At 66.3% G+C, this 26,926-nt stretch carries 26 protein-coding genes; 7 read left to right on the top strand and 19 right to left on the bottom strand.

Annotation, left to right across the window (positions count from 1 at the left end; genetic code table 11):
- The first annotated feature begins 45 nt into the window (after positions 1 to 45).
- The gene (locus QW881_RS08735; protein ID WP_315755504.1) at positions 46 to 690 is read left to right on the top strand and encodes a glutathione S-transferase family protein; all 645 of its coding nucleotides are present in this window, start codon (positions 46 to 48) and stop codon (positions 688 to 690) included.
- 5 nt (positions 691 to 695) lie between these two features.
- On the opposite strand, the gene QW881_RS08730 is transcribed toward QW881_RS08735, so the two are convergent.
- The gene (locus QW881_RS08730; protein ID WP_315755462.1) at positions 696 to 2,414 is read right to left on the bottom strand and encodes an ATP-binding protein; all 1,719 of its coding nucleotides are present in this window, start codon (positions 2,412 to 2,414) and stop codon (positions 696 to 698) included.
- Between the two features lie 25 nt (positions 2,415 to 2,439).
- Entirely contained in the window at positions 2,440 to 4,056 is a 1,617-nt protein-coding gene (locus QW881_RS08725) for a flavin monoamine oxidase family protein (RefSeq protein WP_316158228.1), read from the bottom strand.
- A gap of 136 nt (positions 4,057 to 4,192) precedes the next feature.
- Here QW881_RS08725 and QW881_RS08720 point away from each other — a divergent pair, with 136 nt between their 5' ends.
- From QW881_RS08720 to QW881_RS08695, 6 genes are all read left to right on the top strand, one after another.
- A complete protein-coding gene (locus tag QW881_RS08720) occupies positions 4,193 to 4,597 on the top strand; it encodes a nuclear transport factor 2 family protein (protein ID WP_315755459.1) in 405 nt (134 codons plus the stop codon).
- A gap of 163 nt (positions 4,598 to 4,760) precedes the next feature.
- The gene (locus QW881_RS08715) at positions 4,761 to 5,132 is read left to right on the top strand and encodes a hypothetical protein (RefSeq protein WP_315755458.1); all 372 of its coding nucleotides are present in this window, start codon (positions 4,761 to 4,763) and stop codon (positions 5,130 to 5,132) included.
- Between the two features lie 2 nt (positions 5,133 to 5,134).
- The gene (locus QW881_RS08710; protein WP_315755503.1) at positions 5,135 to 5,653 is read left to right on the top strand and encodes a hypothetical protein; all 519 of its coding nucleotides are present in this window, start codon (positions 5,135 to 5,137) and stop codon (positions 5,651 to 5,653) included.
- Between the two features lie 92 nt (positions 5,654 to 5,745).
- Entirely contained in the window at positions 5,746 to 5,907 is a 162-nt protein-coding gene (locus QW881_RS08705; protein ID WP_315738455.1) for a hypothetical protein, read from the top strand.
- A gap of 71 nt (positions 5,908 to 5,978) precedes the next feature.
- On the top strand, positions 5,979 to 6,569 hold the full coding sequence (locus QW881_RS08700; RefSeq protein WP_315755456.1) for a cysteine dioxygenase: 591 nt from the start codon (positions 5,979 to 5,981) through the stop codon (positions 6,567 to 6,569).
- Positions 6,526 to 8,145: a rhodanese-like domain-containing protein gene (locus tag QW881_RS08695; protein WP_315755455.1), complete on the top strand. Its 1,620-nt coding sequence runs from the start codon at positions 6,526 to 6,528 to the stop codon at positions 8,143 to 8,145. The genes QW881_RS08700 and QW881_RS08695 overlap by 44 nt, the downstream gene beginning before the upstream one ends.
- A 162-nt stretch (positions 8,146 to 8,307) precedes the next feature.
- On the opposite strand, the gene mmsB is transcribed toward QW881_RS08695, so the two are convergent.
- The 17 genes from mmsB to QW881_RS08610 form a co-directional block, all read right to left on the bottom strand.
- Positions 8,308 to 9,498 (bottom strand): multiple monosaccharide ABC transporter permease, encoded by a 1,191-nt coding sequence (gene mmsB / locus QW881_RS08690; RefSeq protein ID WP_315755454.1) that lies wholly within the window; start codon positions 9,496 to 9,498, stop codon positions 8,308 to 8,310.
- 21 nt (positions 9,499 to 9,519) lie between these two features.
- Positions 9,520 to 11,070: a multiple monosaccharide ABC transporter ATP-binding protein gene (mmsA, locus tag QW881_RS08685; protein WP_315755453.1), complete on the bottom strand. Its 1,551-nt coding sequence runs from the start codon at positions 11,068 to 11,070 to the stop codon at positions 9,520 to 9,522.
- 82 nt (positions 11,071 to 11,152) lie between these two features.
- Positions 11,153 to 12,223, bottom strand: a complete 1,071-nt coding sequence (gene chvE / locus QW881_RS08680) for a multiple monosaccharide ABC transporter substrate-binding protein (protein ID WP_315755452.1) — start codon at positions 12,221 to 12,223, stop codon at positions 11,153 to 11,155.
- A 108-nt stretch (positions 12,224 to 12,331) separates the two neighbouring features.
- On the bottom strand, positions 12,332 to 13,213 hold the full coding sequence (locus tag QW881_RS08675; RefSeq protein ID WP_315755502.1) for an SMP-30/gluconolactonase/LRE family protein: 882 nt from the start codon (positions 13,211 to 13,213) through the stop codon (positions 12,332 to 12,334).
- Positions 13,213 to 14,292 carry an aldose epimerase family protein gene (locus QW881_RS08670; protein WP_315755450.1) on the bottom strand — a complete coding sequence of 360 codons (1,080 nt, stop codon included), beginning with the start codon at positions 14,290 to 14,292 and terminating at the stop codon, positions 13,213 to 13,215. The genes QW881_RS08675 and QW881_RS08670 overlap by 1 nt, the downstream gene beginning before the upstream one ends.
- Before the next feature lie 4 nt (positions 14,293 to 14,296).
- Positions 14,297 to 15,223, bottom strand: coding sequence for a Gfo/Idh/MocA family oxidoreductase (locus QW881_RS08665; protein WP_315755449.1), 927 nt, complete (start codon positions 15,221 to 15,223; stop codon positions 14,297 to 14,299).
- Position 15,224: 1 nt separating this feature from the next.
- On the bottom strand, positions 15,225 to 16,154 hold the full coding sequence (locus tag QW881_RS08660) for a dihydrodipicolinate synthase family protein (RefSeq protein WP_315755448.1): 930 nt from the start codon (positions 16,152 to 16,154) through the stop codon (positions 15,225 to 15,227).
- Positions 16,155 to 16,163: 9 nt separating this feature from the next.
- Positions 16,164 to 17,900 carry an IlvD/Edd family dehydratase gene (locus tag QW881_RS08655; protein WP_315755447.1) on the bottom strand — a complete coding sequence of 579 codons (1,737 nt, stop codon included), beginning with the start codon at positions 17,898 to 17,900 and terminating at the stop codon, positions 16,164 to 16,166.
- Positions 17,897 to 18,637, bottom strand: coding sequence for a FadR/GntR family transcriptional regulator (locus QW881_RS08650; RefSeq protein ID WP_315755446.1), 741 nt, complete (start codon positions 18,635 to 18,637; stop codon positions 17,897 to 17,899). The genes QW881_RS08655 and QW881_RS08650 overlap by 4 nt, the downstream gene beginning before the upstream one ends.
- The gene (yjfF, locus tag QW881_RS08645) at positions 18,634 to 19,614 is read right to left on the bottom strand and encodes a galactofuranose ABC transporter, permease protein YjfF (protein WP_315755444.1); all 981 of its coding nucleotides are present in this window, start codon (positions 19,612 to 19,614) and stop codon (positions 18,634 to 18,636) included. The genes QW881_RS08650 and yjfF overlap by 4 nt, the downstream gene beginning before the upstream one ends.
- Positions 19,611 to 20,603 carry an ABC transporter permease gene (locus QW881_RS08640; protein ID WP_316158223.1) on the bottom strand — a complete coding sequence of 331 codons (993 nt, stop codon included), beginning with the start codon at positions 20,601 to 20,603 and terminating at the stop codon, positions 19,611 to 19,613. Before QW881_RS08640 ends, yjfF begins: the two co-directional genes overlap by 4 nt.
- Entirely contained in the window at positions 20,600 to 22,150 is a 1,551-nt protein-coding gene (locus QW881_RS08635) for a sugar ABC transporter ATP-binding protein (protein WP_316158221.1), read from the bottom strand. The genes QW881_RS08640 and QW881_RS08635 overlap by 4 nt, the downstream gene beginning before the upstream one ends.
- A 113-nt stretch (positions 22,151 to 22,263) precedes the next feature.
- A complete protein-coding gene (ytfQ, locus tag QW881_RS08630; RefSeq protein WP_315755440.1) occupies positions 22,264 to 23,229 on the bottom strand; it encodes a galactofuranose ABC transporter, galactofuranose-binding protein YtfQ in 966 nt (321 codons plus the stop codon).
- A gap of 240 nt (positions 23,230 to 23,469) precedes the next feature.
- The gene (gene eda, locus QW881_RS08625) at positions 23,470 to 24,114 is read right to left on the bottom strand and encodes a bifunctional 4-hydroxy-2-oxoglutarate aldolase/2-dehydro-3-deoxy-phosphogluconate aldolase (protein WP_315755439.1); all 645 of its coding nucleotides are present in this window, start codon (positions 24,112 to 24,114) and stop codon (positions 23,470 to 23,472) included.
- Positions 24,111 to 25,037 (bottom strand): sugar kinase, encoded by a 927-nt coding sequence (locus QW881_RS08620; protein WP_316158219.1) that lies wholly within the window; start codon positions 25,035 to 25,037, stop codon positions 24,111 to 24,113. Before QW881_RS08620 ends, eda begins: the two co-directional genes overlap by 4 nt.
- 17 nt (positions 25,038 to 25,054) lie before the next feature.
- Positions 25,055 to 26,086 carry an L-idonate 5-dehydrogenase gene (locus tag QW881_RS08615; protein ID WP_315755437.1) on the bottom strand — a complete coding sequence of 344 codons (1,032 nt, stop codon included), beginning with the start codon at positions 26,084 to 26,086 and terminating at the stop codon, positions 25,055 to 25,057.
- A gap of 35 nt (positions 26,087 to 26,121) precedes the next feature.
- Positions 26,122 to 26,889, bottom strand: a complete 768-nt coding sequence (locus QW881_RS08610; protein WP_315776061.1) for an SDR family oxidoreductase — start codon at positions 26,887 to 26,889, stop codon at positions 26,122 to 26,124.
- Positions 26,890 to 26,926 lie beyond the last annotated feature (37 nt).

The raw sequence follows: 26,926 nt of genomic DNA, 5'->3' as shown, positions 1-26,926 counted from the left end.
ATCGAAGACACGCGCGATGTCGGCTTGGAGACAATGATGGCCGCGATGAAATTCTACATGACGCCGGGATCGTGCTCGACCGGCATCCATATCATTCTCGAAGAGCTCGAGGAGGTGTTCGAGGCCCATATCGTCAACCTGCCGGCCGGCGACAATTTCAAACCGGACTATGTGGCCATCAACCCGAAATCGACGATTCCGGCGCTGGTGCGCAGCGACGACAGCGTGCTGACGGAGGTGCCGGCGATTGCCTATTGGCTCGGCCGCTCCAGGCCGCGCGCCAGATTGTGGCCTTCGGATATCGAGACCGAAACGCGGCTGCTCGAAGCCATGAGCTACATTGCCGGAACGGTGCATGGCCACGGCTTCGCGCGCATCTTCGCCACGCCGACCTTCAGCCGCAGCGAGGCCGACCAGGAGTCGGTGCGCGCGCTCGGCCGCAACATCGTCGTGAAGGGCTTTGCGATCCTGAACAAGATGCTCGACGGGCAGTCCTATCTCGGCGGCGAATTCTCGGTCGCCGATCCGATCCTGTTCTATGTCGAGTTCTGGGCCGACAAGACCGGCATTGCGCTGCCGGCCAACCTGCTCGCGCACTACCGCCGCATGCTCGCGCGCCCGGTCGTGCAGCGGGTGCTGCGCGAGGAAGGGTACAATCCGGCGACCTTGGGGCAGACCGGCCAGTTGTAGCCGATCTACTCCGCGGCCTCCGGCAGCAGCTCGTGATCGCCAAGATCGATGCCGCGAAAGATGGCGCAGCGGCGGAAGACCTCGATGGTCGGGCGGACGCTCTTGTGGTGGCAATATTTGGCGACCAGCTTTGCCAGCCCCTTGATGTCGCGGCCTGACGCGCCCGGGAACGTGTCCACCAGCAGCTCCACCACGCCGGCATCGACGTTCAAGCCGAACTGCGCGCACATCACCCGCCAGATCCGGCCGCGCGCTTGCGCGTCCGGCGCCTGGAACTTGATCAGCGCGATGCAGCGCGACACGATCGCTTCATCGATGTCGTCGATGCGGTTGGTGGTCAGGAACAAGAGCCCGTTGAAATATTCCAGCACACGCAGGAAGACGCCGACGACGGCATTCATCGTCATGTCGTCCTCGCGCCGCTTGATGTAGACGTCGGCCTCGTCGATCAGCATGACCGCGCCCCAGCGCTGCGCGCGCGTCAGCGCATCCTTCAGCGCACTCTCCATCGCCGCGACGTTCAGCCCGAGCTGACCGGAATGCACGCGGTACAGCGGCCGGCCGATGATCTCGGCGTAGACCTCCGCCGTCAGCGTCTTGCCGACGCCGGGCGGCCCCGCGCAAAGCACGGTGGTGCCGCCGGACTTGCCGGCGACGATGTCGTCCATCAAGAGGTCCATCTCGGCAGTGAGGATGTCGATCAGGTCGGTCTGCTCCTCCGGCAGCACCAGCTTCTGCTTGAGCTCGGGCTGATAGGCGTAGGGCACCATGTCGTCGGCATGCACCCAGAGATAATGGTGCAGGTCGAGATGGAACATCAGCATATAGGGATGGACGGGAATGCGGCAGAAGATGCCCTTCGGGATCGCCGCCCTGGATTCTTCGACCTCCTGCTCTGCGTCATAGAGATTGCTCTTGGCGGCCTTGCGCAGGTACTGCCCGAGTATGTCGCCCGTGACCTCGAGCGTCAGCGCCCGCTCGGTGAGAATGCCTTCGTCGTTGACGAGCCGCGCGCTGCCGCCGCCGGACGACAGCACGATCACGTCCTTGCGCGACCAGTCCATGTCGCGATGCGAGGAGTTCGGATCATCGGTGAAGAAGCCGATGCCGCGGCCGGAGAACTGCGCTCCGTAGCGGCCGCGCCAGGCGAAATAGCGCTCGGCGGTCTCATCGTAAGCGGATATCAGCTCGGGTGTTTCCTTGAGGAAGCCCTTGGCGGCGAAGATTTCGGCGACCGTCCTGCCGACGATGTCGCCGGCGGAGATGCGCAGGGTGGACGTGGTGATCGCGCCCTTGGCGTTGGCCTTGAGCTCGATGAAGACGCGGCCGGCCTCGTCATTCGACGGTGCGGTGTAGTCGAGTCGCGTCACGACATAGGGCAGCGGCCGGCTGGCGACGTTGGCCGTGAACATCCAGCCGCGGATGGCGTCCGAGATCAGGTAGCGCGCAATCGCCGGCAGCACCGATTCCAGTTCGTGCTCGGAGAACCGGGCGCCGGAATCGGCAAAGGCGCGCTGCAGGGTGGCGATCTGCGCCGCACGGGCGTGCCATTCGGGACCGGCCTTCTGGTAGCTGTCGCGCAGGAAGTCGAGCTCGGCGGTCGCGAGTTGCGCCATATTGACCTCGACCTTGTCGCCGAAACGCAGCTGCTCCGTCAACGAGGCCAGACGCGGGAAGGCCGCCGCCATCGCCAGGATGGTCGGACGTTCGATCTGCAGCTTCATCGGTCGTACCTCGACGCTGTCGGACTCACGACGACATTCTCGTCGGCGTGCGCGTCACGTCTTCCGCCTTTGCCAGCAGCAGGCGGTTGGCGGCGAGCGAGAACTCCTGCCAGGCGGCGGCGATGTCGCGCAGGATCGTCTGCACGTAGTCCTTCGACGACTTGTGCTCGAACGGAAAGTTCGACAGCGCGCAGGAGGTGCGATTGAAGGCTATGGCATCGTCGAGCAGCGACTGCATGACATCGCGGAACGGTTTCTGGATCTCCGGCATCAGGGCGGAGCGCCCGCGTTCGACGGCGACGTCGCGCATGTCGAAGGTCAGTGCGTCCAGCACCTGCAGCGCCGCCGCGAACACCCCCTCGGTGGCTCCGAGAACAGCGAGCTGGGTCAGTTGCTCGCGCTGCTGCATAGCGAGGCTGCGGTTGAGCCGCTGCCGATAATCGTCGAACGCGGCATCACGCTGCGCGGCGACCCAGGCGCCGAACCAGGCGAGGCTCGCTGCGTTGCCCGACAGCCCGTCGCCGATCGCCACGGCCGGCCGCGGCCCGGCGATCTCGCCCATGCTCCGGGCCATCGCACGCTCGATGCGCTTGGCGGCGTTCAGGGCACCTTCGAGATAGCCGGCCGCGTGGCTTGCGGTCTCGGCGCCACCGAGGTGCAGCCGCCCGTCCCATAGCGCCCGCCGCAGCATCGGATTGGCGATCTCGCTGTGCTCGCCGCGCGGCGTGGTGCGATCCAATGCGCTGCAGGTGAAGCGCTCGGCCGCCCAGTCCTGATAGTGCTGCTCGCCGCCTTCCAGCGCGGAGCCGAACAGCTGCACCATCTGGCTGTCCATCAGCAGCGGCAGCCCGACACTGAAGGTCGCGCGCAGATCGGGCGAGAAGGCAAGGAAGCCGCCGAGCGCAGCACGGTCGCCGCCGGCATCGCAGGCGTCGAAGATCTCGCCGATCACGGCCTGCTCGTGGCTGACGAACGCATTGCCGGACCGCCCCTGGTCGCGCCAATGCGCCTGGTCGTAGGCGATCACGACCTTGGCCTGCGCCGCCATCCAGGTCTCGGCACCGCGCATCGCATCGAAGGTCGCGTCGTCCAGCTCGGGAAAGAAGCCGACGTGATCGATCAGCAGCCGCGGCGGCAGCGCGAGCACGGCGCGCTTGGCCTCGATCGCGACCGATTCCGTTGATGTGGCAAAGATCAGCCGCACATGCGTGCCGCAATCGACGATGCGCACCAGCTCATGGCCGAGATGGATGAAGGGCTGCGGCAGATCACGCGCCAGCGCCTCGACCAGCTTCGTCATGCCGCCGGAGAGCCGGCGCGCGCCCTGGTGGACCGGCGGCCCGCCGATCTGCTCGGCCGACTTGTCCGCCTCCTTCAGATGAAGAACCGTGCCGTCATCGTGCTGGGCAAAGTCGGACAGGCCGAGCTCCGCGATCAGGCCGGTCAGCAGCGGCTGGGTGTCCGGCCAGAACCAGGTCGGGCCGAGGTCCAGCGCAAGCCCCGCCTTGCTCCTGACCGACAGCACACGCCCGCCCAGGCGATGTCGGGCTTCGAACAAAGCGAACGTGCTGCCGCGCTGCTGCAGGCTGCGCGCGAGTGCCATTCCGCACAATCCACCTCCGACAATGGCCGTTTCGAGCATGGCAGGACCTCGGCTGATGCGTTGCGATCGCGTCTCGACCGGGTCCTGCAAGAAGCTTGCAAGTTTTTGCGCACCAGGGGATGTGCGTTTCCAAACATTGCTTGATTTTCGCACCGGCTTGGCTCACGCCATCACAATGAGCGACGAGCGCGAGATCCTGGCCGCCAATGCGGCCTTCTATGCTGCCTTCACGGCCGGCGATTTCGCGGCACTCGTTGCCCTCTGGGCCGATCGCGACGGCATCTCCTGCATTCATCCGGGCTGGCCGGCGATCGTCGGCCGCGCCGCCGTGATCGGCAGCTGGCGCGACATCCTCGCCAACCCAGGCCGGCCGAACATCGTCTGCGCGGACCCGCACGCGATCGTCGACGGCGATCATGGCCACGTGCTCTGCATCGAGCTGGTCGACGGCGCGGCGCTCGCGGCGGCCAATCACTTCGCGCGCATCGACGGCGCCTGGCGGATGATCCACCACCAATCCAGCCCGATCGCGCAGCTCGCGACGCCGGAACACGACGCCGACGGCCATCGTCTCCACTGATCGCCGCATCTGGCACGAAATTTGATCTACCCTCCCTGACCGGCAGCAATGTCGGGGATTGTTGATTTTCGTCGCGTCGGATTCGGGTCGAATGTCCGTCTCCACGCAAGGCGATCTGCGCAGGCTGCGACCAGCAACGTGCAGATGCCGACGGGAGACAGGGATGGCACGCGTTCTGACCGCCTATCTGAAACGCAGCGATGTGCCGACGCGCACAGCGTTGCAGCACGCCATCGACCGCCTGCCCTTCGCGCTGACGCTCGACGACGGCTATGTGCCGCTCGCGACGTCGGGCTACCAGCCCTGCACGCTCGACGGCGAGGACGCCGGATTCGATCTGCGCTTCGCCGATTCATCTCAGCACGGGGGCGACGTCGTGATGACATTGAAATGGGGCGGCGATCCGCGTGAGGAGGCCGCGGCGCTTGCGGTGTGCGCGGCGCTGGCGTGCACCTTCGGCGCGACCGTCCAGCGCGACGGCGCGCAGCTTTCATCCGACGACATGCTCGAACGGGCGAAGGGAGCACTGGTATGAACATGACGGCTCCGCTGCAGCCGACGGCGATCCATGCCGTGCCTGCAGAGCTCTGCGAATGCGGCTTCCGCCTGCTGATGATCCGCCAGTTCAATGTCGGCGCGGTGCCGCCGGCCTTCGCCATCATCGATCAGCGCGTCATGCGCATGCCGCAGCGGCTCGGCCGCCATGGCGTGTCGTTTGCCGCCACGTTCCTGCCCGAGGTGATGTCATGGCTGATCGATCATCTCGGCCGGCCATCGCTGCATGATGAGACCGGCCGCTCCTACCGCAATCCGCGCTGGCCTGTCGTGTGCTGGCATGACCAGGAACGCTACTGGCCGAGCGGCGCCGTCACGGTCGAGTGGTTCGCCGAGGTTGCCTTCCAGGATCACGCATCATGGATGGCATTCCGCACCCATTGGCACGAAAGCCTGACGGGCCGGAATGCCGGCGCAGACGCGACCGATGGAGAAGCAGAGCAGCGCGACGCGTACGATGCGGAAAAGGAATTTGCCGGCGAGGTGCTTCAACAGGCATGATCTGCCAAAGTGATGCGGAGCCGTGCCGGGCTCTGTTCGATGCCGGTCGTGGCGTGATATCAAGGACGTGATCAAACCGCGCGGAGGCTCTCATGCGCTACGTCTCATGGTTCGGAGGCTGGCTCGGTCATTTGCTGCCGCAAGGGCGCGCTGACAGCCGTCTCAAAGCGCACGACATCCTCACCCGGCGCCCGGCCGCCGAGTTGTCCAATGAGGACCTGTTCTACATCGCGATGCTCGGCCCTCACGTCTGAGTGGGACCAGATCCCTCGCCCATCGCGCCGCCCATCGGCGGCCTCCCGCCTCGATACGACACGAGCCCGACATGACTGACATTGCGCGCTTCCGCGACTTCGTCGCCGATACGGCACGCCTCGTCGCAAGCACGACAAACGAGCCGGAGCTGCTCGCCGCGCTCGCACCGAAACTGAAGGAGCTGGTCGCGCATGACGACTGGCTGCCTCAGGCCTTTGCGGCCGCCGACGGCGGCCGCTACCGACAATATCTGCTGTATGCCGATCCGCTCGATCGGTTCTCCATCGTGAGCTTCGTGTGGGGCCCCGGCCAGGGCACGCCGGTGCACGACCATCGCGTCTGGGGCCTCGTCGGCGTGCTGCGCGGCGAGGAACTCTCGGTCGCCTATGCGCGGCAGCCGGACGGCACGTTGCGCGCGACTGCGCCGGAGCGGCTGCGGGCTGGACAAACGGCCGCGGTATCGCCACACATTGGCGACATCCACGCGATCTCCAACGGTCTGGCGGACCGCTCCTCGATCAGCATCCACGTCTATGGCGGCAATATCGGCCGCATCCGCCGCGCGGTGTACGATGCGGAGACCGGCGCCGCCCGAGACTTCATTTCCGGATATTCGAATGACACCGTCCCCAACCTCTGGCCCGACCGCACCGCCGCCTGACGGTTTCCGCATCATCACACCGACCGAGTTGCGGCGGCGCTGGCGCGCCGGCGAGGAGGTGGCACTGCTCGACGTCCGCGAGGAAGGCCCCTATTCGCTGTCGCACCCGTTCTTCGCGGTGTCGCTGCCACTGTCGCAGATCGAGCTGCGCATCCTCGACCTCGTGCCGCGTCTGAATGTACCCGTCGTCGTCTATGATGATGGCGAAGGCTATGCCGCCCGCGCGGTGCCGCGCATTCATGCACTGGGCTACACCGACGTCGCGATGCTCGCTGGAGGGCTGTCGGGCTATGCGCGCCATGGCGAGGTGTTCCGGGACGTCAACGTGCCGAGCAAGGCGTTCGGCGAATTGGTCGAGGCCATCCGGCACACGCCGTCGCTGTCGGCCGACGAAGCCAAGGCGCTGATCGAGCGCGAGTCGAATCTGGTCGTGCTCGACGCCCGCCGCTTCGAGGAATATCGCACCATGAGCATCCCGCGCGGGGTCAGCGTCCCCGGCGGCGAGCTGGCGTTTCGGGCGCGCGAGGTCGCGCCGTCGCCCGACACCACGATCATCGTCAACTGCGCCGGACGCACGCGCTCGATCATCGGCACGCAGTCGCTGATCAATGCCGGGCTGCCGAACAAGATCTATGCGTTGCGCAACGGCACGATCGGCTGGACACTTGCCGGCCATCAGGTCGAGCGCGGCAAGACCGCGCGCGTCCTGGAGCGGCCACGGACGAGCTACGCGACCGCGCTGGCTGATGCCAAGGCCTGGGCCGAGCGCGTCGGCGTCGGCGTGCTCGATGCCGCGACATTCGCGCGCCATCAGGCCGAAGCCGGGGTGCGCACGCTGTATTGCCTCGACGTCCGCACGCCCGAGGAACATGCCGCCGGCCATCCGACCGGCTTCGCGTCGGCACCGGGCGGCCAGCTGGTGCAGGCGACCGACGAGTGGGTGGGCGTGCGCGGCGCCCGTCTGGTGCTGTTCGACGATGACGGCGTGCGCGCGCGCATGACGGCGTCATGGCTGAAGCAGATGGGCTGGGACGTGGCGGTCGTGGGACCGGATGTCGTTGGAGCGACCGAAACGGAAATCCGCGCCGCACGCCGACCGCCGCTGCCGCAGCTTGGCGACACGGCAATCAGCGCCGAGCAACTCGCGGCCGATCCCGCTGCGTGGACGATCGTCGATCTCACGCGCAGTCCGAGCTACAAGGCCGGACACATTCCGGGCGCACATTTCGTGCTGGCGTCGCGCTTTGCGGATGATCTCGCCAAGCTGCCCGGCGACGGTCCGATCGTGCTGACCAGCAACGACGGCAGCGAAGCCGCGTTTGCGCTTGCGGATGCACGTGCCGCGACGACGCGTGAGCTCCGAGTGCTCACCGGCGGCACGCGCGCCTGGACGGCTGCCGGGCATGTGCTGGAGAGCGATCGGTCCTCATGGATCTCGCTTGCCGACGACGTCTACAAGCGTCCCTATGAGGGCACCGACAACGCCGCCGAAGCGATGCAGGCCTATATCGACTGGGAGCTGCAGCTCGTCGCTCAGCTCGCCAATGACAGCGTGTCGAATTTCCACGTGGTGTAGTTCTGGTGAATGCGCAGGGTGGGCAAAGCCGCATTCGCGACGCGAATGCCGCGTGCCCACCGCTTTCACGCGGGTCGCTAGACGTGGTGGGCAGGCGCCGCCTTCGGCGTCGCTTTGCCTACCCTAGGTCGTTACAGCGTCACCGGGAGCTGCGCGCCGAACTCAACGGCGCTGGTTGTAGACGTCGATGCAGACGGCGCCGAGCAGCACCAGGCCCTTGATGACCTGCTGATAGTCGATGCCGATGCCGAGGATGGACATGCCGTTGTTCATCACGCCCATGATCATGGCGCCGATGACAGCGCCGCCGACCCGTCCGACGCCGCCGTAGGCCGAGGCACCGCCGATGAAGCAGGCCGCGATGACGTCGAGCTCGAAGCCGAGGCCGGCCTTCGGCGTCGCGGTGTTGAGCCGGGCGGCGAAGATCAGGCCGGCCAGCGCCGCCAGCACACCCATGTTGACGAAGGTCATGAACACGAGCCGCTCGGTCTTGATGCCCGACAGCTTGGCGGCCTTGGCGTTGCCGCCGACCGCATAGATCTGCCGGCCGACCACGGTGCGGCGTGTCATGAAGCCGTAGAGCGCGATCAGCGCCGTCATGATGACCAGCACGTTGGGCAGGCCGCGATGCGAGGCGATCAGATAGGTGAAATACATCAGTGCGCCGGCCAGCACGACGTTCTTGGCAGCGAAGAAGCCGAACGGCTCGACCTCGATGCCGTGCTCCACCTCGCGCGCACGGCCCTTGACGCTGGCATAGACCAGAATGAGCGTCAGCACCGCGCCGATCGCGAGCGACGTGGGATAAAGATGCGCCGCGCTCGGCATGAACTCAGGGATGAAGCCGGACGACAGCTTCTGGAACGTACCCGGGAACGGCCCGACCGATTGCCCCTGCAGCAGCGCCAGCGCCAGACCCTTGAACACGAGCATGCCGGCCAAGGTGACGATGAAGGAGGGAATGCCGAAATAGGCCACCCAATAGCCCTGCGCGGCGCCGATCGCGGCGCCGACGATCAGGCAGGCGATGATCGCGAGCGGGAAGTCGACGTGATAGCGCACCATCAGCACGGCGGCGACCGCACCGACGAAGCCAGCGACCGAGCCGACCGACAGGTCGATGTGCCCGGTCACGATCACCAGCAGCATGCCCAGCGCCATGATGACGATGTAGCTGTTCTGCAGCACCAGGTTGGTAAGATTGAGCGGCTGCAGCAGCGTGCCGTCGGTCATGAACTGGAAGAACAGCATGATCACGAACAGCGACAGCAGCATGCCGTAGCTACGCAGATTGTTCTTCAGGAAGCCGCTATGCGACTTCTCCTCCGGGAGCGAAACCGTCTTGTCGGTCATTGCTGGCGTCCTCCCGACCGCTTACGCGGCCGTCTCCTGGTTCTTGATGGTTTCGTTGCGCATGATGGCGCGCATGATCTTTTCCTGCGTCGCCTCCGGTCCGGCGAACTCGCCGACGAAGGCGCCGTCATTCATCACGCAGATGCGGTCGCAGATTCCGAGCAGCTCCGGCATCTCCGATGAGATCACGACGACACCCCGGCCGGCATCCGCGAGCTCCTGGATGATACAGTAAATCTCATACTTTGCGCCAACGTCGATGCCCCGCGTCGGCTCGTCGAGGATCAAGACCTTGGGATCGGTCATCAGCCATTTCGACAGCACGACCTTCTGCTGGTTGCCGCCGGAGAGCTGGCCGGCCTCCTGATAGACGTCGGAGCAGCGAATGCGCATCCGGCCGCGGTAACCGGACGCCGCCTTGAGCTCGGCGATGTCGTCGATCACGCCGTTCGGCGCGACCTGAGATAGGCTCGCCAGGGTGATGTTCTTGCGCACGTCGTCGGCCAGGATCAGGCCGAGCTGCTTGCGATCCTCGGTGACATAGGCGAGGCCGGCATCGATCGCCGCCGGTACGCTGTTGAGATTGACGTCGTGGCCTTCGAGGCGGGCGCGGCCCGTGATGTTGACGCCCCACGAGCGGCCGAACAGGCTCATGGCGAATTCGGTGCGCCCCGCGCCCATCAGGCCGGCGATGCCGACGATCTCGCCACGGCGCACCTGGAAGTCGACGTTCTTGATTACCTGGCGGTCGGAATGCTGCGGGTGATAGACCGACCAGTTCTCGACCGTGAACACGGGCTCACCGATCTTGGGCTGCCGCTCGGGGAAGCGGTGCGCCATGTCGCGATTGACCATGCTCTTAATGATCCGGTCCTCCAGAACCGGCTCGGCGCGGCAATCGATGCTGTCGACGCTGCGCCCGTCGCGCAGCACCGTGATGCGATCGGCGACGCGGGCGACCTCGTTGAGCTTGTGCGTGATCAGGATCGAGGAGATGCCCTGCTCGCGGAAGGTGACAAGGCGGTCGAGCAGCGCCTGGCTATCGGCCTCGTTCAGGCTCGCCGTCGGCTCGTCCAGGATCAAGAGCTTGACACGCTTGGACAGCGCCTTGGCGATCTCGACCAATTGCTGCTTGCCGACGCCGAGATCGGTGATCAGCGTATCCGGCGATTCCTTCAAGCCCACCTGAGCCAGCAACTGCTGGGTGCGGCGGTAGATCTCGTCACGATCGATGACACCAAAGCGTGACGGTGCATGCGACAGGAAGATGTTCTCGGCGATCGACATCAGCGGGATCAGCGCGAGCTCCTGGTGGATGATGATGATGCCGAGCGCTTCGGAATCGTTGATGTCGCGGAAGCGCCGCTCCTCGCCCTCGAAGATGATCTGGCCCTCATAGCGGCCGTACGGATAGACGCCGCTCAGCACCTTCATCAGGGTCGACTTGCCGGCGCCATTCTCGCCGACCAGGGCGTGGATCTCGCCCGCCTCGACCGTAAAGCTGACGTCGCGGAGCGCCTGCACGCCCACGAAGCTCTTGCTGACGCTGCGCATCTCGAGAATTGCTGTCATCGCTTTGTATCCCGCAACACTTGAGCTCGCTTCGATGTGAGTGGCCGGCGAGCGCATGGCTGCGCTCGCCGGCCAATTGAGATCACTCGACTTGCGATTTCTTGTAGTAGCCGCTGCCGATCAGGACCTTCTCCCAATTGCTCTTGTCGACGACGACCGGCTTGAGCAGGTAGGCCGGGACGACCTTGACGCCGTTATTGTAGGTCTTGGTGTCGTTGACCTGCACCTGCTTGCCGCTCAGCGCAGCATCGACCATGTCGGCGGTCACCTTGGCGAGGTCGCGGGTGTCCTTGAAGATGGTCGAGTACTGATCGCCACGCAGGATCGCCTTGACCGACGGCACCTCGGCATCCTGGCCGGAGATGACCGGCATCGGCTGGTTGCCGCTGCCATAGCCGACGCCCTTCAGGGACGAGATGATGCCGATCGAGAGGCCGTCATAGGGCGACAACACCGCGTCGACGCGCTTGTTGCCGTAATAGGCGCTGAGCAGGTTGTCCATGCGGGCCTGGGCGGTGGCGCCGTCCCAGCGCAAGGTCGCAACCTTGTCCATGCCCTTCTGGCCGGAGGCGACCACCAGCTTGCCGGAGTCGAGATAGGGCTGCAGCACCGACATCGCGCCGTTGTAGAAGAAGTAGGCGTTGTTGTCGTCCGGCGATCCGCCGAACAGCTCGATGTTGAACGGGCCCTTGCCGTCCTTCAGGCCGAGCTTGTCCACGATCGATTGCGCCTGCAGCACGCCGACCTGGAAATTGTCGAACGTTGCATAGTAGTCGACGTTCGGCGTGTCGCGGATCAGGCGGTCATAGGCGATGACGGTGACGCCCTTGTCCTTGGCCTGCTTCAGCGCGTCGGACAGCGTGGTGCCGTCGATCGCGGCGATGACCAGCACCTTGGCGCCCTTGGTGACCATGTTCTCGACCTGCGAGAGCTGGTTCGGGATGTCGTCCTCGGCATATTGCAGGTCGGTGTTGTAGCCGCGCTCCTTCAGCACCTTGACCATGTTGTTGCCGTCGTCGATCCAGCGCGCCGACGACTTGGTCGGCATCGCGATGCCGATGGTCGCCTTGCTCTGGGCCATTGCGGCGCTGGACAGCGCCACGGCGCCGAGGCCGGCCAGCGCGGCGGCCATGATGGTCTTGAAATTCAGCATGCTTCACTCCCTTTAAGATTTTCAGATTTGAACTAGGAATACGCGATTGCGTATCTTGATACCAGTTAGCTGTTAGGCTGAACGACGCTTGACTGATTGTTCCTCCTCTCAGATCGACAGCTTGACGTCGGGCTCGGCGCGACCGTGAGCGCCGACGTCAAGAAGGAAAGTCTGGCCATGGCCGGGGTCGGCCGCCTTGGCCGCCTCGTCCATGTCCTGCCAGGCCGACGTCACCAGCAGGCGCGACAGATCGGGACCGACGAACGCCGGGCAGCTCGCCTGGCTGGCCGGAACCGCGATGCTGCGGAGATGCTCGCCCTGCGGGCTGTAGACGTCGACGCAACCGCCGCCCCAGCGCGCGTTCCAGATCCGTCCCTCCGCATCGACGACAGCGCCATCCAGCCCCCCGACGCCGGCATGGCGCAGCAGGACCTCCGGCTCACCACGCGGCAGGCCCGTCTCCGGGTCGAGTGCGACACGGTAGAGGACGTTCTCGTCGGTGTCGGCGAAATAGCCGATCGTGCCATCCGGCGAGAAGCAGATCGCGTTGGGAATGGTGACGTTGGGGAACAGGCGGATGATCTCGCCGCGATGCAGCGCGTAGATCGAGCCCAGGCCGCACTCGGCGTTGCGGCCCATGGTGCCGATCCAGAACGTCCCGGAGGGATGAACCCGAGAGTCGTTCGACCGCGTCGCCGGATTGTCGGCTTCGAGCGGGAGATACAGGGATAGCGCGCCGTCGGCGATGCTGCGGATGTAGAGCCCGTCCTCGGCCACGATCAACTGCCTGTTGGCATCGATACGGCCGAGCGCGCTCGCCATCCTGCCGAGGCCATGGCGGCGAAGTTCGCCGCTGCCGATCTTGGCCTCGAACAGCAGGCCTTCACGAATGTCGAACCACCAGGCGGTGTCGGTGTGGGGATCGTAGGTCGGCCCCTCGCCGAGATGGCAGCGCTCGTCGCAAAGGATCGTGGTCGGCACCTGCTCCATCATGCGGACGCTCCCGCGGTCGAGAAGCGATACACCGTCTCGTGCTTGTAGACGTCGTCGGGCGCAAGACGCGCGCTGGGAAAATCCGGACGGTTCGGACTGTCCGGCCAGGCCTGCGGCTCCAGGCAGAGCGCGTCGGACTGACGATAGACACGCCCCTTTCCGGTCACGGTCGCGTCAAGATAGTTGCCGGAATAGACCTGCAGGCCCGGCTGGTCGGTGAGCAACTCCATGACGCGCCCCGAGCGCGGGGACGCCAGCCGGGCGGCCAAGCGCACCCCCGCCTGCTGTCGAAGGCAGAAATTATGATCGTAGCCGCGACCGCATTTGATCTGCGGGTCGTCAGCGCGGATGCGGGCACCGACCGCATGCGGCTCGCGGAAATCGAACGGCGTGCCGGCCACGGCGTGCGGCGGCCCTTCCAGCGGGATCGCGGTCTCGTCGATCGCGAGATAGTGGTCGGCTTCGACTGTCAGACGATGATCGAGAATGCCGGTGCCGGCGGCCAGGCCATCGAGATTGAAGAAGCTGTGGTTGGTCAGGTTGACCACCGTCGTCCGGGTGGTCCGGGCGCTGAAGCTGACAGCCAACTCCATCGGCCCGGTCAACTGATAGGTGACACGAACGTCGAGCCGCCCCGGATAGTTGGCCTCGCCGTCGGGGCTGACATAGAGCATCGTGACCGAAGGCTGGGCCCTATCTTCGGTGGCTACGATCTGCCAGAGCTTGCGGTCGAAGCCGTCGGGGCCGCCATGCAATGCATGTGCACCACTATTGGCGTCGAGGCGCAGGTCCTGACCGTCGAGCGAAAAGCGCGCCTTGGCAATGCGGTTGGCGTAGCGCCCGACCGTCGCACCGAAGAACTTTCGGAGCTTGACGTAGCTCAGCAAGTCGTCATGACCGAGCACCACGTCATCGACGAGCCCCTGCGCATCCGGCACCAGCAGCGTCTGCAGCGCCGCGCCGTAGGTGATGATCCGCGCTTCGAAGCCGTGAGCGCCACGCAAGGTGACGCGCTCGACCTCGCGGCCGTCCGGCAGGCAGCCAAACACGTCCCTGGTGATCCGCGCTTCTGCCATCGCTCTAGTCCTCGAACGGCTCGACGAATTGGCGGCGGCCGAGCAGGAACGCATCGGCCACCAGCCGCAGCGGCGCGAGATCGACGTCGCTCGCGCCGGTCTTCGTCAGTTCGACGAAGCGACGATAGAGGCCGGAATATTCGCGCTCCTTCTCGTCGACCATCGGCTGATCGTCCGCGGTCATCCGCGCGCCGCCGAGCGACAGCTTCAACTGCCCGGCGTCGGTCTCGATCCGGATGTCCCAGCTCTGCGGCCCGGTCTGGCGGAAGTCGAACTCGGCCGCGATCGGCAGGTCGCTGGCTGTCGACAGTGACAGGTTGGCCGCGATCGGCGCCTGGCGGTTGGACGGAAACGACAGTTCGGCCTCGGTCAGGAACACCGGCTCGGGCAGGATGCGGGTCAGGATCGACAGCGCGTTGATCCCCGGATCGAACACGCCGAGCCCGCCCGGCTCCCAGATCCAGCCCTGCCCCGGATGCCAGACGCGCACGTCCTCCTTCCAGTCGATCCGCACGCTGCGAATCTGGCGGGAAGACAGCCACGCGCGCGCCGGCTCGACGGCGGGCGCGTAACGTGAATGCCAGGTCGCGAACAGCGTGCGCCGCTTCGCGGCGGCAAGCGCGACCAGCGGATCGAGCTCGCTGACGGCGGCGCCCGGCGGCTTCTCCAGCATCACATGCTTGCCGGCCTCGAGCGCGGCGAGCGCCTGCGCACGGCGTACCTGCGGCGGGGTGCACAGCGCGACCGCGTCGATCTCGGGTCCGTCGCGCAGCAGCTCTTCGATCGTGCCGAAATGCGGCAGGCCGGGCAGCGAGGCATTGCGACTCGCCACCGCCGTCAACGTCACGCCCTCGGTGGCGGCGATCGCCGGCACGTGCTGATCGCGCGCGATCTTGCCGAAGCCGACGATGGCGACACGAAGCTCGACCATCTCAGCGGCCCCAGCGCAGCACGACCGGGTCGAGCCGGCGCGCGATCTCGATCAGGCCCTTTTGCGTCGCCGGATGAATCGCCGGCTGCGGGCTGCGCAAGGTGTCGTGGCGGATCACGCCGCCCTCCTTCATCAGGATCTTGCAGGTGGCAAGCCCGCACTGCCGGTTCTCGTAGTTGATCAGCGGCAGCCAGCGCTCATAGGCCGCCGCCGCGGCCTCGCGGTCGCCCGCGAAATAGGGATCGATGATCTTGCGGATGCCGTCGGGATAACCGCCGCCGGTCATCGCGCCGGTGGCGCCGGCATCGAGATCGGCCATCAGCGTGATCGCTTCCTCGCCGTCCCATGGCCCCTCGATGGCCGCGCCGCCGGCCTCGATCAGCGCGCGCAACTTGTCGGCCGCGCGCGGCACTTCGATCTTGAAATAAGCGAGGTTCTCGATCTCCTTGGCCATCCGCGCCAGGAACGGCACCGACAGCGGCGTGCCCGCGACCGGCGCGTCCTGCACCATGATCGGGATCGAGATCGCGTCCGACACGCCGCGATAGAACTCGTAGATCGAGCTATCAGGCACGCGGAAGGTGGCGCCGTGATAGGGCGGCATCACCATGACCATGGCCGCGCCCTTCTCCTGCGCGCTGCGCGAACGCTCGGCGCAGACAAAGGTCGAGAAATGCGTCGTGGTGACGATGATCGGCACGCGGCCGGCAACATGCTCCAGCACCGTGGTCATCACCAGATCGCGCTCGTCATCGGTCAGCACGAACTGCTCGGAGAAATTGGCGAGGATGCAGATGCCGTGCGAGCCGGCATCGATCATGAAGTCGATCGCGCGCTTCTGGCCCTCGAGATCGAGGCGGCCGTCAGCGTCGAAGATGGTCGGCGCGACCGGGAAGACGCCCTTGTAGAGCTTTTTGGCGGAAGCGGTCATGCGGCACCTCTAGTGATTGTCGCGCGGCACCGGCGAGCCGCTGCGGCCAACGAGAAAATCGAAATCGACGCCGCGATCCGCCTGCAGCACGTGATCGATGTAGAGCTTCTGATAGCCCCGGGCTGCATGCGGCTTCGGCGGCGTCCATGCGGCGCGGCGCGTCGCCAGCTCCTCGTCGCTGACATGCAGATGCAGCGCGCGGGCGGCGACGTCGAGCGTGATCATGTCGCCATTCTTCACCAGCGCCAGCGGTCCACCGACGGTGGCCTCCGGCGCGACGTGCAGGACGACGGTGCCGTAAGCGGTGCCCGACATGCGCGCATCCGAGATGCGGATCATGTCGCGCACGCCCTGGCGCAGGAGCTTCGCCGGGAGCGGCATGTTGCCGACCTCGGCCATGCCCGGATAGCCCTTCGGTCCACAGTTCTTCAGCACCATGATGCAGGACGCATCGATGTCGAGATTGTCGTCGTCGACGGCGTCATGCATCTCCTCGACACTCTCGAACACGACCGCCCGTCCCGTATGATTCATCAGCTCCGGCGAGGCCGCCGACGGCTTGATGACGGCGCCGTTGGGCGCGAGATTGCCGGTGAGGATCGCGATGCCGGCTTCCGTCTTGAACGGCGTGTCGAACGGGGTGATGACGTCGGCGTTCCAGTTCGGCGCGGCGGCGACGTTGTCCCATAGCGTCTTGCCGTTGACGGTGCGGGCGTCCTTGTGCAGAAGGCCGCGCTCGCCGAGCGCGCGCAACACGGCCGGCAGGCCGCCGGCGTAGTAGAAGTCCTCCATCAGGAAGCGGCCCGACGGCATCAGGTCGACCAGGCAATGCACGTCGCGGCACAGCCGGTCGAAATCGTCGAGCGTCAGCTCGACGCCGACACGGCCGGCGATGGCGAGCAGATGCACCACGGCATTGGTCGAACCGCCGATCGCCGCCAGCGTGCGGATCGCGTTCTCGAACGCCTGGCGCGTCAGGATATCCGACGGCTTGAGATCCTCGCCGACCATCTGGACGATGCGCCGTCCGGCCATGCGGGCCAGCAGGTTGCGCCGCGCATCCGCAGCCGGAATCGCCGCATTTTCCGGCAAGCCGATGCCGAGCGCCTCGACCATCGAGGCCATCGTCGAGGCCGTGCCCATGGTCATGCAGCTGCCGGCGGAGCGGTTCATGCCGGCCTCGGCCTCGTGGAATTCCTTCAGCGTGATCTCGCCGGCACGCAGTTGCTCGCTCATCGAGATGATGTTGGTACCGGAGCCGATGATCTGGCCACGATAGACGCCGCGCAGTTGTGGCCCGCCTGAGACACCGATCGCAGGCAGGTTGGCCGAGGCGGCGCCCATCAAGAGCGCCGGCGTGGTCTTGTCACAGCCCATCAGCAGCACGACGCCGTCGAGCGGGTGCGCACGGATCGCCTCCTCGACATCCATCGAAGCGAGGTTACGGAACAGCATCGCGGTGGGGCGCATCGTCACCTCGCCGAGCGAGGAGACCGGAAACTCCAGCGGATAGCCGCCGGAATCGAGCACGCCCTGGCGGACATGCTCGGCGATGACGCGGAAATGCGCGTTGCAGGGTGTCAGCTCCGACCAGGTGTTGCAGATGCCGATGACCGGACGGCCCTCGAAGCGATCCTGCGGCGTGCCGCTGTTCTTCAGGAACGAGCGATAATAGAAGCCCATCTTGTCCTGGCGGCCGAACCACGCCTGGCTCCGCAGCGTCTTCTTCTCGTTGTCGTTGCTCATTCCCGGTCCGTTCGTGCAGCCGACTGGGCATGGCGCCGCCGGCCGTTGTAGATGACTTCGATCATGGCCTCGGAGGCGCCCTCGGCGTCTCCATCCGCGATCGCATCGATGATGCGCTGGTGCCAGACCAGCACGGTGTCGCGATCGGCGGTCTCGATCGGGGCGCTCAGGACGAACGAGGCGCGCAACGCGGCCTCGATGACAGCGCCGATCGAGCGCATGAAGGGATTGCCCGAGGCATTGGCGACCGCGATGTGCAGCGCAAGGTCAGCCTCGGCGAAAGCCACCGATGTCGATGGCTCGCGCTCCATCTGCGCCATCGCCTTGCGCATCGCCGCGACGTCGTCATCCGTACGGCGTTCCGCCGCGAGCGCCGCGGCGCGCGGCTCGATCGCCAACCGGATCTCGGCGAGGTCGGCGAGGAAGCGCTTGTCGATGCCCGCGTCGAGGTGCCAGGCGAGCACGTCGGGATCGAACATGTTCCAGTCCGAGCGTCCGCGCACCACGGTGCCGACGCGCGCCTTGGTCGACAGCAGCCCTTTTGCAACGAGCGTCTTCACGCTTTCGCGCAGCACCGGCCGTGAGACGCCGAAGGTCGCGGTCAGCTCGGCATCACCCGGCAGCCGCGCCCCCTCGGCCAATCGGCCGGAGATGATGTCGATGCCGATGCTGCGGGCGACCTCGGCATGGTTGGAATGCGCGCGCCGTGTCGGAATCGAGACGAGCTGCGAGGTCATGTCCTCGCCCCCGCCGGTTTGATGGACGAGCGGCGCGCCAGCGCCATCAGACCTTGCTGCAGCGCAATGAAAACGAACAACAGAACCCCCGTGGCGATCTTGGTCCACCAGCTCGACAGCGTGCCGTCGAAGTTGATGTAGGTCTGGATCATGCCCTGGATCAGGACGCCAAGGAAGGTGCCGATGACGGAGCCCTGCCCGCCCGTCAACAATGTTCCGCCGATCACCACGGCCGCGATTGTATCGAGCTCGACGCCGACGGCCGAGAGCGAGTAGCCGGCCGCGGTGTAGAACGAGAAGACGATGCCGGCGAGGCCCGCAAGCACGCTCGACAGCATATAGATGCGGATCGTCATCGGTCCGACCGGAATGCCCATCAGGGCCGTCGCGGCGCGGCTGCCGCCGAGCGCATAGACGTTGGCGCCGAAACGGGTGAGGTGCAGCAGCAGCGCACTCAAGACCAGGATCACCAGCATCGCAATCGCGATCGCGGTGAGTCGTCCGCCGCCTGGCAGCCGGATCGCAAAGTCGGAGACGGCACTGTAGATCGGGGCGGTGATCGGAATCGACTCGGTCGACAGCAGGAAGCTGACGCCGCGCGCAAGGAACATGCCCGCGAGGGTCACGATGAAGGGCGGCAGGTCGAAGACGTGGATGACGGCGCCCATCGCGGCGCCGAACAGCGCGCACAGCACGAGCACCAGCGCAAACGCAGCGAACGGCGGAATGCCCCAGCGCTCGACCGCGAGCGCCACGAACACGGTGGTGAAGCCGATCACCGAGCCGACCGACAGATCGATGCCGCCGGAGATGATGACGAAGGTCATGCCGGCCGCGACGATGCCGAGGAAGGCGTTGTCGGTGAGCAGATTGGCGACGACGCGGGTCGAGGCAATGTTCGGGAACTGCAGCGCGCACAGCGCGAAGCCGGCGACGAGGACGAAGGCGGTGATCGCAATCGAGGTCGATGCCCTCATGGCTTGGTCCTCCGCCAGCGCGCCGTGAAGCGCGAGAGATCGCCGAGCCGCGGTGACTGCGCCAGCAGCACGGCGAGCACGACGACGGCCTTGACCAGCAGATTGAGCTCCGGCGGATAGCCCGAGAGCAGGATGCCGGTGTTCATGGCCTGGATGATCAGGGCGCCGGCGACCGCCAGCACCAGGCTGAATCGCCCGCCGAACAGCGAGGTGCCGCCGATCACCACGGCGAGGATCGCATCGAGCTCGAGCCACAGCCCGGCATTGTTGGCGTCGGCGCCCATGATATCGGCGGCCACAATGACGCCCGCGAGCGCGGCGCACAGTCCGCACCAGACATAGACCGACAGGATCATGGCGCGGGTGCCGACGCCGGAGAGTTCGCTCGCGCGTGCATTGCCCCCGGTCGCCTCGATCAGGAGCCCGAGCGCGGTGCCGCGCACGACCGCCCCCGTCACCAGCAGCATGCCGATCGCGATCACGATCGGCGTCGGCAGGCCGAGCACGGCGCCGTTGCCCATCCACACCAGGTCGGGCGACGTGAACGTGACGATGCGTCCCTCGGTGATGAGCTGCGCGATGCCGCGCCCGGCGACCATCAGAATGAGCGTGGCGACGATCGGCTGGATGCGCAGGACGGCGACGAGGATGCCGTTCCACAGCCCGCAGATGAGGCCGACGGCGAGCGCCGAGCCGATCGCGACCGGCAGCGGCTGCGTATCGGCGAGGCTCGCCGCAGTGGCGCCTGCGATCGCCATCACGGCGCCGACCGAGAGGTCGATGCCGCCGGTCGCGATCACGAGCACCATGCCCAGCGACAGCAGCGCCACCGGCGTGCCGCGGTTGAGGACGTCGATGACGCTGCCGAACAGCCGGCCGTCCTGCAGATGGAGATTGAAGAACTGTGGCGACACCGCGCGATCGATGATCAGGATCAAGATCAGTGCGAGCGCTTGTGCCAGGCCACGGCGGGGAATGCGAAGCGTCATGATGCGGCCTCGCGCACGGGCTCGCTATCGGCCGCGATCGCCGCAAGAATGCTGGAGACCTCGACGGCGTCGCCCTTCAGCTCCTCGACATGGGCGCGGTCGCGCAGCACGATGACGCGGTTGGAATAGGTCACGATCTCGTCGAGCTCGGAGGAGATTACAAGCAGCGCCAGCCCCTGCTCGCATAGCTCGCGCACCAGCCGGATGATCTCGGCATGGGCGCCGACATCGATGCCTCGGGTCGGTTCGTCCAGAACGAGGAGCTTCGGCGACGTGGCGAGCCAGCGCGCCAGAAGCGCCTTCTGCTGATTGCCGCCCGACAACAGCCCGATCGGCCGTTCCGGGTCGGGCGGCCTGATGTCGAGCAGGCGAATGTAGCGCATCGCGATCTCATCCTGCTCGCGCCGCGACAGCGGCCGGTGCAGGCCGCGCCGGGCCTGCAGCGCCAGGATGATGTTCTCGCGCACGGTCAGATCGGCGACGATGCCCTCGGTCTTGCGCTCCTCCGGGCAATAGCCGAAGCCGAGCCCGGCGGCGTCGCGCGGCGAATTCAGCCGCACGATCTCGCCGTTGAGGGTGGCCGCACCGCTGTCGGCGCGCTCGGCGCCAAACACCAGCCGCGCCGTCTCGGTGCGGCCAGAGCCGAGCAGGCCGGCAAGCCCGACCACCTCGCCGCGGCGCAGCTCCAGATCGAACGGCGCAAGATAGCCCTGCTTGCCGTAGCCCTTGAAGCTGACACAGACCTCGCGTGCGGTCTCGGGCTGGCTGGCGGCACGTTCGCCGGTGGTCTCGGCGAGCTCGCGGCCCAGCATCATGCGGATCAGGTCGAGCCGCGGCAGATCGGCAATCTCGCGCGAGCCGATCAGCCGACCGTTGCGCAGCACGGTGACGCGGTCGCAGATCTCGTAGACCTGGTCGAGGAAGTGGCTGACGAAGATGATGCCGATGCCATCAGCCGCAAGCTTTCGCATCACCTTGAACAGGATCTCGACCTCGTGGCGGTCGAGGCTCGCCGTGGGCTCGTCGAGAATGAGGACGCGCGCCGACAGATCGACGGCGCGCGCGATCGCCGTGATATGCTGGACCGCGACCGAGTAGCTCGAAAGCGGTGCGCCGACGTCGACGTCCAGCCCATAATCCAGCAGCAGCGCACGCGCGCGCCGCCGCATCTCGGCCTCGCGCACGACGCCGAACCGAGTCGGCTGCCGGCCGAGATAGAGGTTCTGCGCCACCGAGAGGTTCGGCAGCAGATTCACTTCCTGATAGACGGTCGCGATGCCGGCATCGACGGCGTCCTTGGCCGAGCGCGGCGCGATCTCGCGGTCCGCCAGCCGCACGGTGCCGGCGTCCCGCGCGAACACCCCGGTGACCACCTTGATCAGGGTCGACTTGCCGGCGCCGTTCTCGCCCAGCAGCGCGTGAATCTCGCCCTCACCCAGCGTGAAGTCGACATCCTGCAGCGCCTTCAGCGCACCGAAGCTCTTGGCCAGGCCGCGGATTTCCAGCAGGGCTGGACGCATCGCCGGCGGAGCTGAACTATCATGCATGACGAACTACTTGGCGATCACCAGGAAGGTTGACGTCCGCACGATGTGCGGACGCCAGCGACTTGTCGTCCATCGTCCCGGCGAGCGCCGGGACGACGGCTCAACAGCCAGACTCAGTAGCCGAGGCCCTTCTTGCTGTCGTAGATCTTCTGCGGCTCGTCAGCGGCCGTGTAGAGCTTCGATTCCGTCTGGATCCACTTCGGCGGCGTGGTACCCTTTTCCTTGTAGGCAACGATGGCGTCGAACGCCGGGCCCGCCATGTTCGGCGTCAGCTCGACGGTCGCATTGGCTTCGCCTGCGGCGATCGCCTTGAAGATATCCGGCACGGCGTCGATCGAGACGGTCAGGATGTCCTTGCCCGGCTTGAGCCCGGCTTCCTTCATCGCCTGGATCGCGCCGACCATCATGTCGTCGTTATGGGCGTAGACCGCACAGATCGACTTGCCGCCGTTCTCAGCCTTGATGAAGCTCTCCATCACCTCCTTGCCCTTGGCACGGGTGAAGTCGCCGGTCTGGCTGCGCACGACCTTCAGGTTGGCGTTCTTGGCGACGACCGCGTCAAAACCCTTCTTGCGGTTGGTGGCGACGCTGGCGCCGACCGTGCCCTGCAGTTCGACGACGTTGCAGGCCTTGCCGCCGACGGTCTTGGCGAGCCACTCGCCGGCGACCTCGCCTTCATGCACGCTGTCGGAGGTGACGGCGGTCAGATAGAGGTCCTTGCCCGACGGATCGATGTCACGGTCGAGCAGCACCACCGGAATCTTAGCTTCCTTGGCTTCCTTCAGCACCGCGTCCCAGCCGGAGGCCACGACGGGTGCGAGGAAGATCGCGTCCACGCCCTGGGCGATGAAGGAGCGGATCGCCTTGATCTGGTTTTCCTGCTTCTGCTGCGCGTCGGCGATCTTCAGGTTGATCTTGCGCTTGGCGGCTTCCGACTTGGAGACGGAGGTCTCGGCGGCGCGCCAACCGGACTCCGATCCGATCTGCGAGAAGCCGACGGTCAGCTCCGCGGCGCCAGCGGACGTGGCAAGCAACAAGGCGGCCGTTGCCGAGGCCGCAAAGAGGGCTTTCAGGGTCATCAGACGTTCTCTCCCAAAAAGGTACTGTTTTTTGATGCGCCGCCGCGACCAGCGGTGCCGACGCACCTATTCACCCGCCTCGACGGCCGGTGACGTCCGTTATTCCACGGAACATTTGGGATGACTAGTCATATTATTTGACTGTAATACTTTTTGAGAATGACAGGCGCCGACGGAGCCCCACGCTGCCGAAGATGAGCGTCGGACACAAACAAAATTTGAAGTTGTGGATAGGCCAGATCAGCGCAGCTTCGTCGCCTCGCGGGCGCGCTGCTCGATCGCAGCCCAGGCACCGGCCTTGATGTCGGCCGCGGGCGCGACCCAGGAGCCGCCGATCGCAACGACCTTCTTATGCGCCAGCCATTGCGCAGCGTTGCCGGCATTGATGCCGCCCGTCGGGCAGAAGCGTACGTTGGGGAACGGCCCGGCCAGCGCATCCAGCGCGGCGAGCCCACCGGCCGGCACCGCAGGAAAGAACTTCACCAGCTCATAGCCGCGCGTCACGCAGGCGATGAGATCAGAGGCGGTCTGAATGCCCGGAGCGAACGGCATTTCGCCCGCATTCGCGGCATCGAGCAGGCCGATCGACAGGCCCGGGCTGATCGCGAAGGCTGCACCGAGCCTGGCGGCGCGCTCGTAGTCCGCCGGCGTCAGCACCGTGCCGATGCCGACAACGGCGTCCGGCACCTCATCGATGATCGCGCGTGCGGCATCGAGCCCCGCCTGCGTCCGCAAGGTGATCTCGATGACGCGGAGACCGCCGGTAACGAGCGCGCGCGCAAGCGGCACGGCATGCGCGGCGTCCTCGATCGTGATCACCGGAATCACCGGCGCCAGAGCGAACACCGCATCGAGCTTCGCACGCTTGTCCAAATTGTTCATCATGTCTCGCTCATCGTCAGAATGTCCCGCGGCATCGCGGTGGCCGGGATCACGGCTCCCGGCGCCATGATCACGGCGCCGGCAAGCCGGTGGCCGGCCAACGCCGCCTTGCGGGGCGGCGCGCCCTTGATGCGCGCGGCGAGATAACCCGCATTGAAGGAATCGCCGGCCGCCGTGGTGTCGATCGGCTTGAGCACCGCAGGCGGCGCGATGTCGACCAGTACGCCATCGGCATGGATCAGACAGCCGCGCGCGCCGCGCTTGACGACGACTTCGCCCACGCCGGCATCCTTGAAGCGGCGCAGGCTGACCGACGCATCGGAATCGCCGAACAGCATCTGCTCGTCCTCCAGCGTCGGCAGCGCGACGTCGACCAGCGGCAGGATCGCGCGGAATGCGCGTTGCGCCGCCTCGCGGCTGGCCCAGCCGCGCGGCCGATAGTTGCCGTCGAAGGCGACACGCGCGCCGCGCTTGCGCGCCACCGTCAAGAGCTCGCGCAGCTTGGCCTTGCCGGTCTCGCCGTACAGCGAGAGGCTGATGCCGGAGAGATAGATCCAGTTGAAGCGCGAAAGCCTGTCGAGCATGTCGCTGTCGGCGCGATCGAACAGCTCGCGCGCCGGCGCGCGGTCGCGCCAATAGAGGAAGCTGCGCTCGCCCTTGGCATCGCGCTCGATCATGTAAAGGCCGGGCACGCGGCCTTCGACCTGCAACACCTCGGCGGTATCGATGCCCTCCGCCTGCCACGCCGCCAGCATCGCAGCGCTCAAGGGATCGTCGCCGAGCGCGGTGACGTAGGAGGTGGGCACGCCGAGCCGGGCCAGATAGAGCGCCGTGTTGAGCGTGTCACCGCCGAAGCCGCGCCGGAACAGACTGCCGTCCTCCTGCGCGAACTCCACCATGCACTCTCCGATGCAGGCGACTTTCATCGGCGTCGATCCATCCATCAAAACGTCAAATGAACCTTCATCGACCGGCTTCGATCGCTGGCGAGCTCGAAGGCGGCAACCGCCTGCTCGAATGGCAGCGCGACCGAGATCAATGGCTTGACGTCGAGCAGCCCCTCGCCCATCAGCCGCACCGCCAGCTCGAATTCGCGGTCGAACCGGAACGTGCCGCGCAATTGCAGCTCCTTCGTGACCAGCGTGTTGACCGGCAGGGTCATCTCGCCGCCGAGCCCGAGCTGGACGATGATGCCGCCGGGCCTGATGACATCCAGTGCAGCACGCAGCGCGGCCTGGTTGCCGGACGCCTCGAACAGCACGTCGAACGTGCCCTTGCCGGCGCGCCACGGATCGAGCGCGGAGGGCTCCGCGCCGACATTGAACGCATGGCTGGCGCCCAGCGCGCGCGCCACCGCAAGCGGCGCATCGGCGACGTCAGTGGCCACGATCTCGGCGGCGCCGCCGTAACGCGCGACCAGGATCGACAGTGCACCGATCGGGCCGCAGCCGGTCACCAGCACCCGCTTGCCGAGCAACGAGCCGGCCTGATGCGCGGCATGCAGGCAGACCGACAGCGGCTCGGCCATCGCCGCTTCGCCGAGCGACAGCGACTCAGCGATCGGCACGGCCTGCGCGGCATCGACGGTGACGAACTCGCGGAAGCCGCCCTGCACGTGGGGATCGCGCATCGCGCTGCCCATGAAGCGCATGTCCAGGCACTGGTTGCGCAGCCCCTCGCGGCAATAGACACATCTGCCGCAAGGCAGGCTCGGATTGACCGCGACGCGCGCGCCTTCGGCAAGGCCGGTGACGCCGCTGCCCACCGCGGCAACGATGCCGGCGATCTCATGGCCCAGGGCCATCGGCTGCTTGATCCTGACGGTGCCAAAGCCGCCGTGATGATAGTAGTGCAGGTCCGAGCCGCAGATGCCGCCGGCTTCGATCTTGACCCGGACCTCACCTGCTCCGGGCGCCGGATCGGGGTAGCTGTCGATGCGCAGATCCTTGGGCGCATGAATGACGACGGCTCGCATCGGCTGTTCTCCCTGGCTCGTTGTCCCGGCCGATCCTACATCGACGCCAGCATGCCGCCATCGACATAGATGGTCTGGCCGTTGACATAGGTGGAGGCCTCGGAGGCCAGGAAGATTGCGGTGCCGACCAGCTCGTCCGGACGGCCCCAGCGCTTCGCCGGGACGCGCGACATCAGCCAATTGTTGAAGTCGGGATTGCTCATCAACGCCTGGTTCATGTCGGTCAGCATGTAGCCGGGACCGATCGCATTGGCCTGGATGCCGTGCGCCGCCCATTCGACCGCCATCGCACGGGTCAGGTTGCGGATGCCGCCCTTGGCCGTGGTGTAGGGTCCGATCGTCGGCCGCGCCAGCTCGCTGCCGAGCGAACCGATGTTGATGATCTTGCCGCTCTTGCGCGGGATCATCCGCTTGGCGGCCTCGCGCCCGATCACGAAGGCGCTGGTGAGATTGGTCTCGATGATCCGGCGCCACTCGTCGGTCGTGAACTCGACCAGCGGCTTGCGGTGCTGGATGCCGGCATTGTTGACGAGGATGTCGATCGCAATCCCCTCGTCATCGAAGCGAGCGAAGGCGCGGACGACGGCCTCTTCGTCGGTCACGTCGAACGGACAGGCCTCGGCCTGATGGCCCACGGCGCGGAATTCCTCCACGGCTGCCAGCGTGCGCGCCGGGTCGGTGCCGTTGATGACGAGCCGCGCGCCAGCCTTGGCGAAGCCTTCGGCGATGGCGCGGCCGAGGCCACGCGAGGACCCGGTCACCAGCGCGGTCTTGCCGGAGAGATCGAAGAGCGAGGTCGACATCGGTTCAACTCGTGGAAGGCTTCGGGCCGGCATCCTC

The sequence above is a fragment of the Bradyrhizobium sp. SZCCHNS3016 genome, assembly GCF_032484535.1.
Classification (GTDB): Bacteria; Pseudomonadota; Alphaproteobacteria; order Rhizobiales; family Xanthobacteraceae; genus Bradyrhizobium.
This window is presented reverse-complemented; position numbering and strand designations above follow the sequence as displayed.

Excerpts from the sequence above, each read along its gene's own strand:
- yjfF (WP_315755444.1), bottom strand. The coding sequence starts at position 19,614 with ATGAGGGCATCGACCTCGATTGCGATCACCGCCTTCGTCCTCGTCGCC.
- QW881_RS08620 (WP_316158219.1), bottom strand. The coding sequence starts at position 25,037 with ATGAAAGTCGCCTGCATCGGAGAGTGCATGGTGGAGTTCGCGCAGGAG.
- QW881_RS08700 (WP_315755456.1), top strand. The coding sequence starts at position 5,979 with ATGACTGACATTGCGCGCTTCCGCGACTTCGTCGCCGATACGGCACGC.
- QW881_RS08665 (WP_315755449.1), bottom strand. The coding sequence starts at position 15,223 with ATGGTCGAGCTTCGTGTCGCCATCGTCGGCTTCGGCAAGATCGCGCGC.
- QW881_RS08670 (WP_315755450.1), bottom strand. The coding sequence starts at position 14,292 with ATGGCAGAAGCGCGGATCACCAGGGACGTGTTTGGCTGCCTGCCGGAC.
- QW881_RS08610 (WP_315776061.1), bottom strand. The coding sequence starts at position 26,889 with ATGTCGACCTCGCTCTTCGATCTCTCCGGCAAGACCGCGCTGGTGACC.
- QW881_RS08660 (WP_315755448.1), bottom strand. The coding sequence starts at position 16,154 with ATGACCGCTTCCGCCAAAAAGCTCTACAAGGGCGTCTTCCCGGTCGCG.
- QW881_RS08655 (WP_315755447.1), bottom strand. The coding sequence starts at position 17,900 with ATGAGCAACGACAACGAGAAGAAGACGCTGCGGAGCCAGGCGTGGTTC.
- QW881_RS08640 (WP_316158223.1), bottom strand. The coding sequence starts at position 20,603 with ATGACGCTTCGCATTCCCCGCCGTGGCCTGGCACAAGCGCTCGCACTG.
- QW881_RS08695 (WP_315755455.1), top strand. The coding sequence starts at position 6,526 with ATGACACCGTCCCCAACCTCTGGCCCGACCGCACCGCCGCCTGACGGT.
- mmsA (WP_315755453.1), bottom strand. The coding sequence starts at position 11,070 with ATGACAGCAATTCTCGAGATGCGCAGCGTCAGCAAGAGCTTCGTGGGC.
- QW881_RS08675 (WP_315755502.1), bottom strand. The coding sequence starts at position 13,213 with ATGGAGCAGGTGCCGACCACGATCCTTTGCGACGAGCGCTGCCATCTC.
- QW881_RS08715 (WP_315755458.1), top strand. The coding sequence starts at position 4,761 with ATGGCACGCGTTCTGACCGCCTATCTGAAACGCAGCGATGTGCCGACG.
- QW881_RS08735 (WP_315755504.1), top strand. The coding sequence starts at position 46 with ATGAAATTCTACATGACGCCGGGATCGTGCTCGACCGGCATCCATATC.
- QW881_RS08720 (WP_315755459.1), top strand. The coding sequence starts at position 4,193 with ATGAGCGACGAGCGCGAGATCCTGGCCGCCAATGCGGCCTTCTATGCT.
- ytfQ (WP_315755440.1), bottom strand. The coding sequence starts at position 23,229 with ATGACCCTGAAAGCCCTCTTTGCGGCCTCGGCAACGGCCGCCTTGTTG.
- eda (WP_315755439.1), bottom strand. The coding sequence starts at position 24,114 with ATGATGAACAATTTGGACAAGCGTGCGAAGCTCGATGCGGTGTTCGCT.
- QW881_RS08705 (WP_315738455.1), top strand. The coding sequence starts at position 5,746 with ATGCGCTACGTCTCATGGTTCGGAGGCTGGCTCGGTCATTTGCTGCCG.
- QW881_RS08650 (WP_315755446.1), bottom strand. The coding sequence starts at position 18,637 with ATGACCTCGCAGCTCGTCTCGATTCCGACACGGCGCGCGCATTCCAAC.
- QW881_RS08725 (WP_316158228.1), bottom strand. The coding sequence starts at position 4,056 with ATGCTCGAAACGGCCATTGTCGGAGGTGGATTGTGCGGAATGGCACTC.
- QW881_RS08710 (WP_315755503.1), top strand. The coding sequence starts at position 5,135 with ATGACGGCTCCGCTGCAGCCGACGGCGATCCATGCCGTGCCTGCAGAG.
- QW881_RS08730 (WP_315755462.1), bottom strand. The coding sequence starts at position 2,414 with ATGAAGCTGCAGATCGAACGTCCGACCATCCTGGCGATGGCGGCGGCC.
- mmsB (WP_315755454.1), bottom strand. The coding sequence starts at position 9,498 with ATGACCGACAAGACGGTTTCGCTCCCGGAGGAGAAGTCGCATAGCGGC.
- QW881_RS08615 (WP_315755437.1), bottom strand. The coding sequence starts at position 26,086 with ATGCGAGCCGTCGTCATTCATGCGCCCAAGGATCTGCGCATCGACAGC.
- chvE (WP_315755452.1), bottom strand. The coding sequence starts at position 12,223 with ATGCTGAATTTCAAGACCATCATGGCCGCCGCGCTGGCCGGCCTCGGC.
- QW881_RS08635 (WP_316158221.1), bottom strand. The coding sequence starts at position 22,150 with ATGCATGATAGTTCAGCTCCGCCGGCGATGCGTCCAGCCCTGCTGGAA.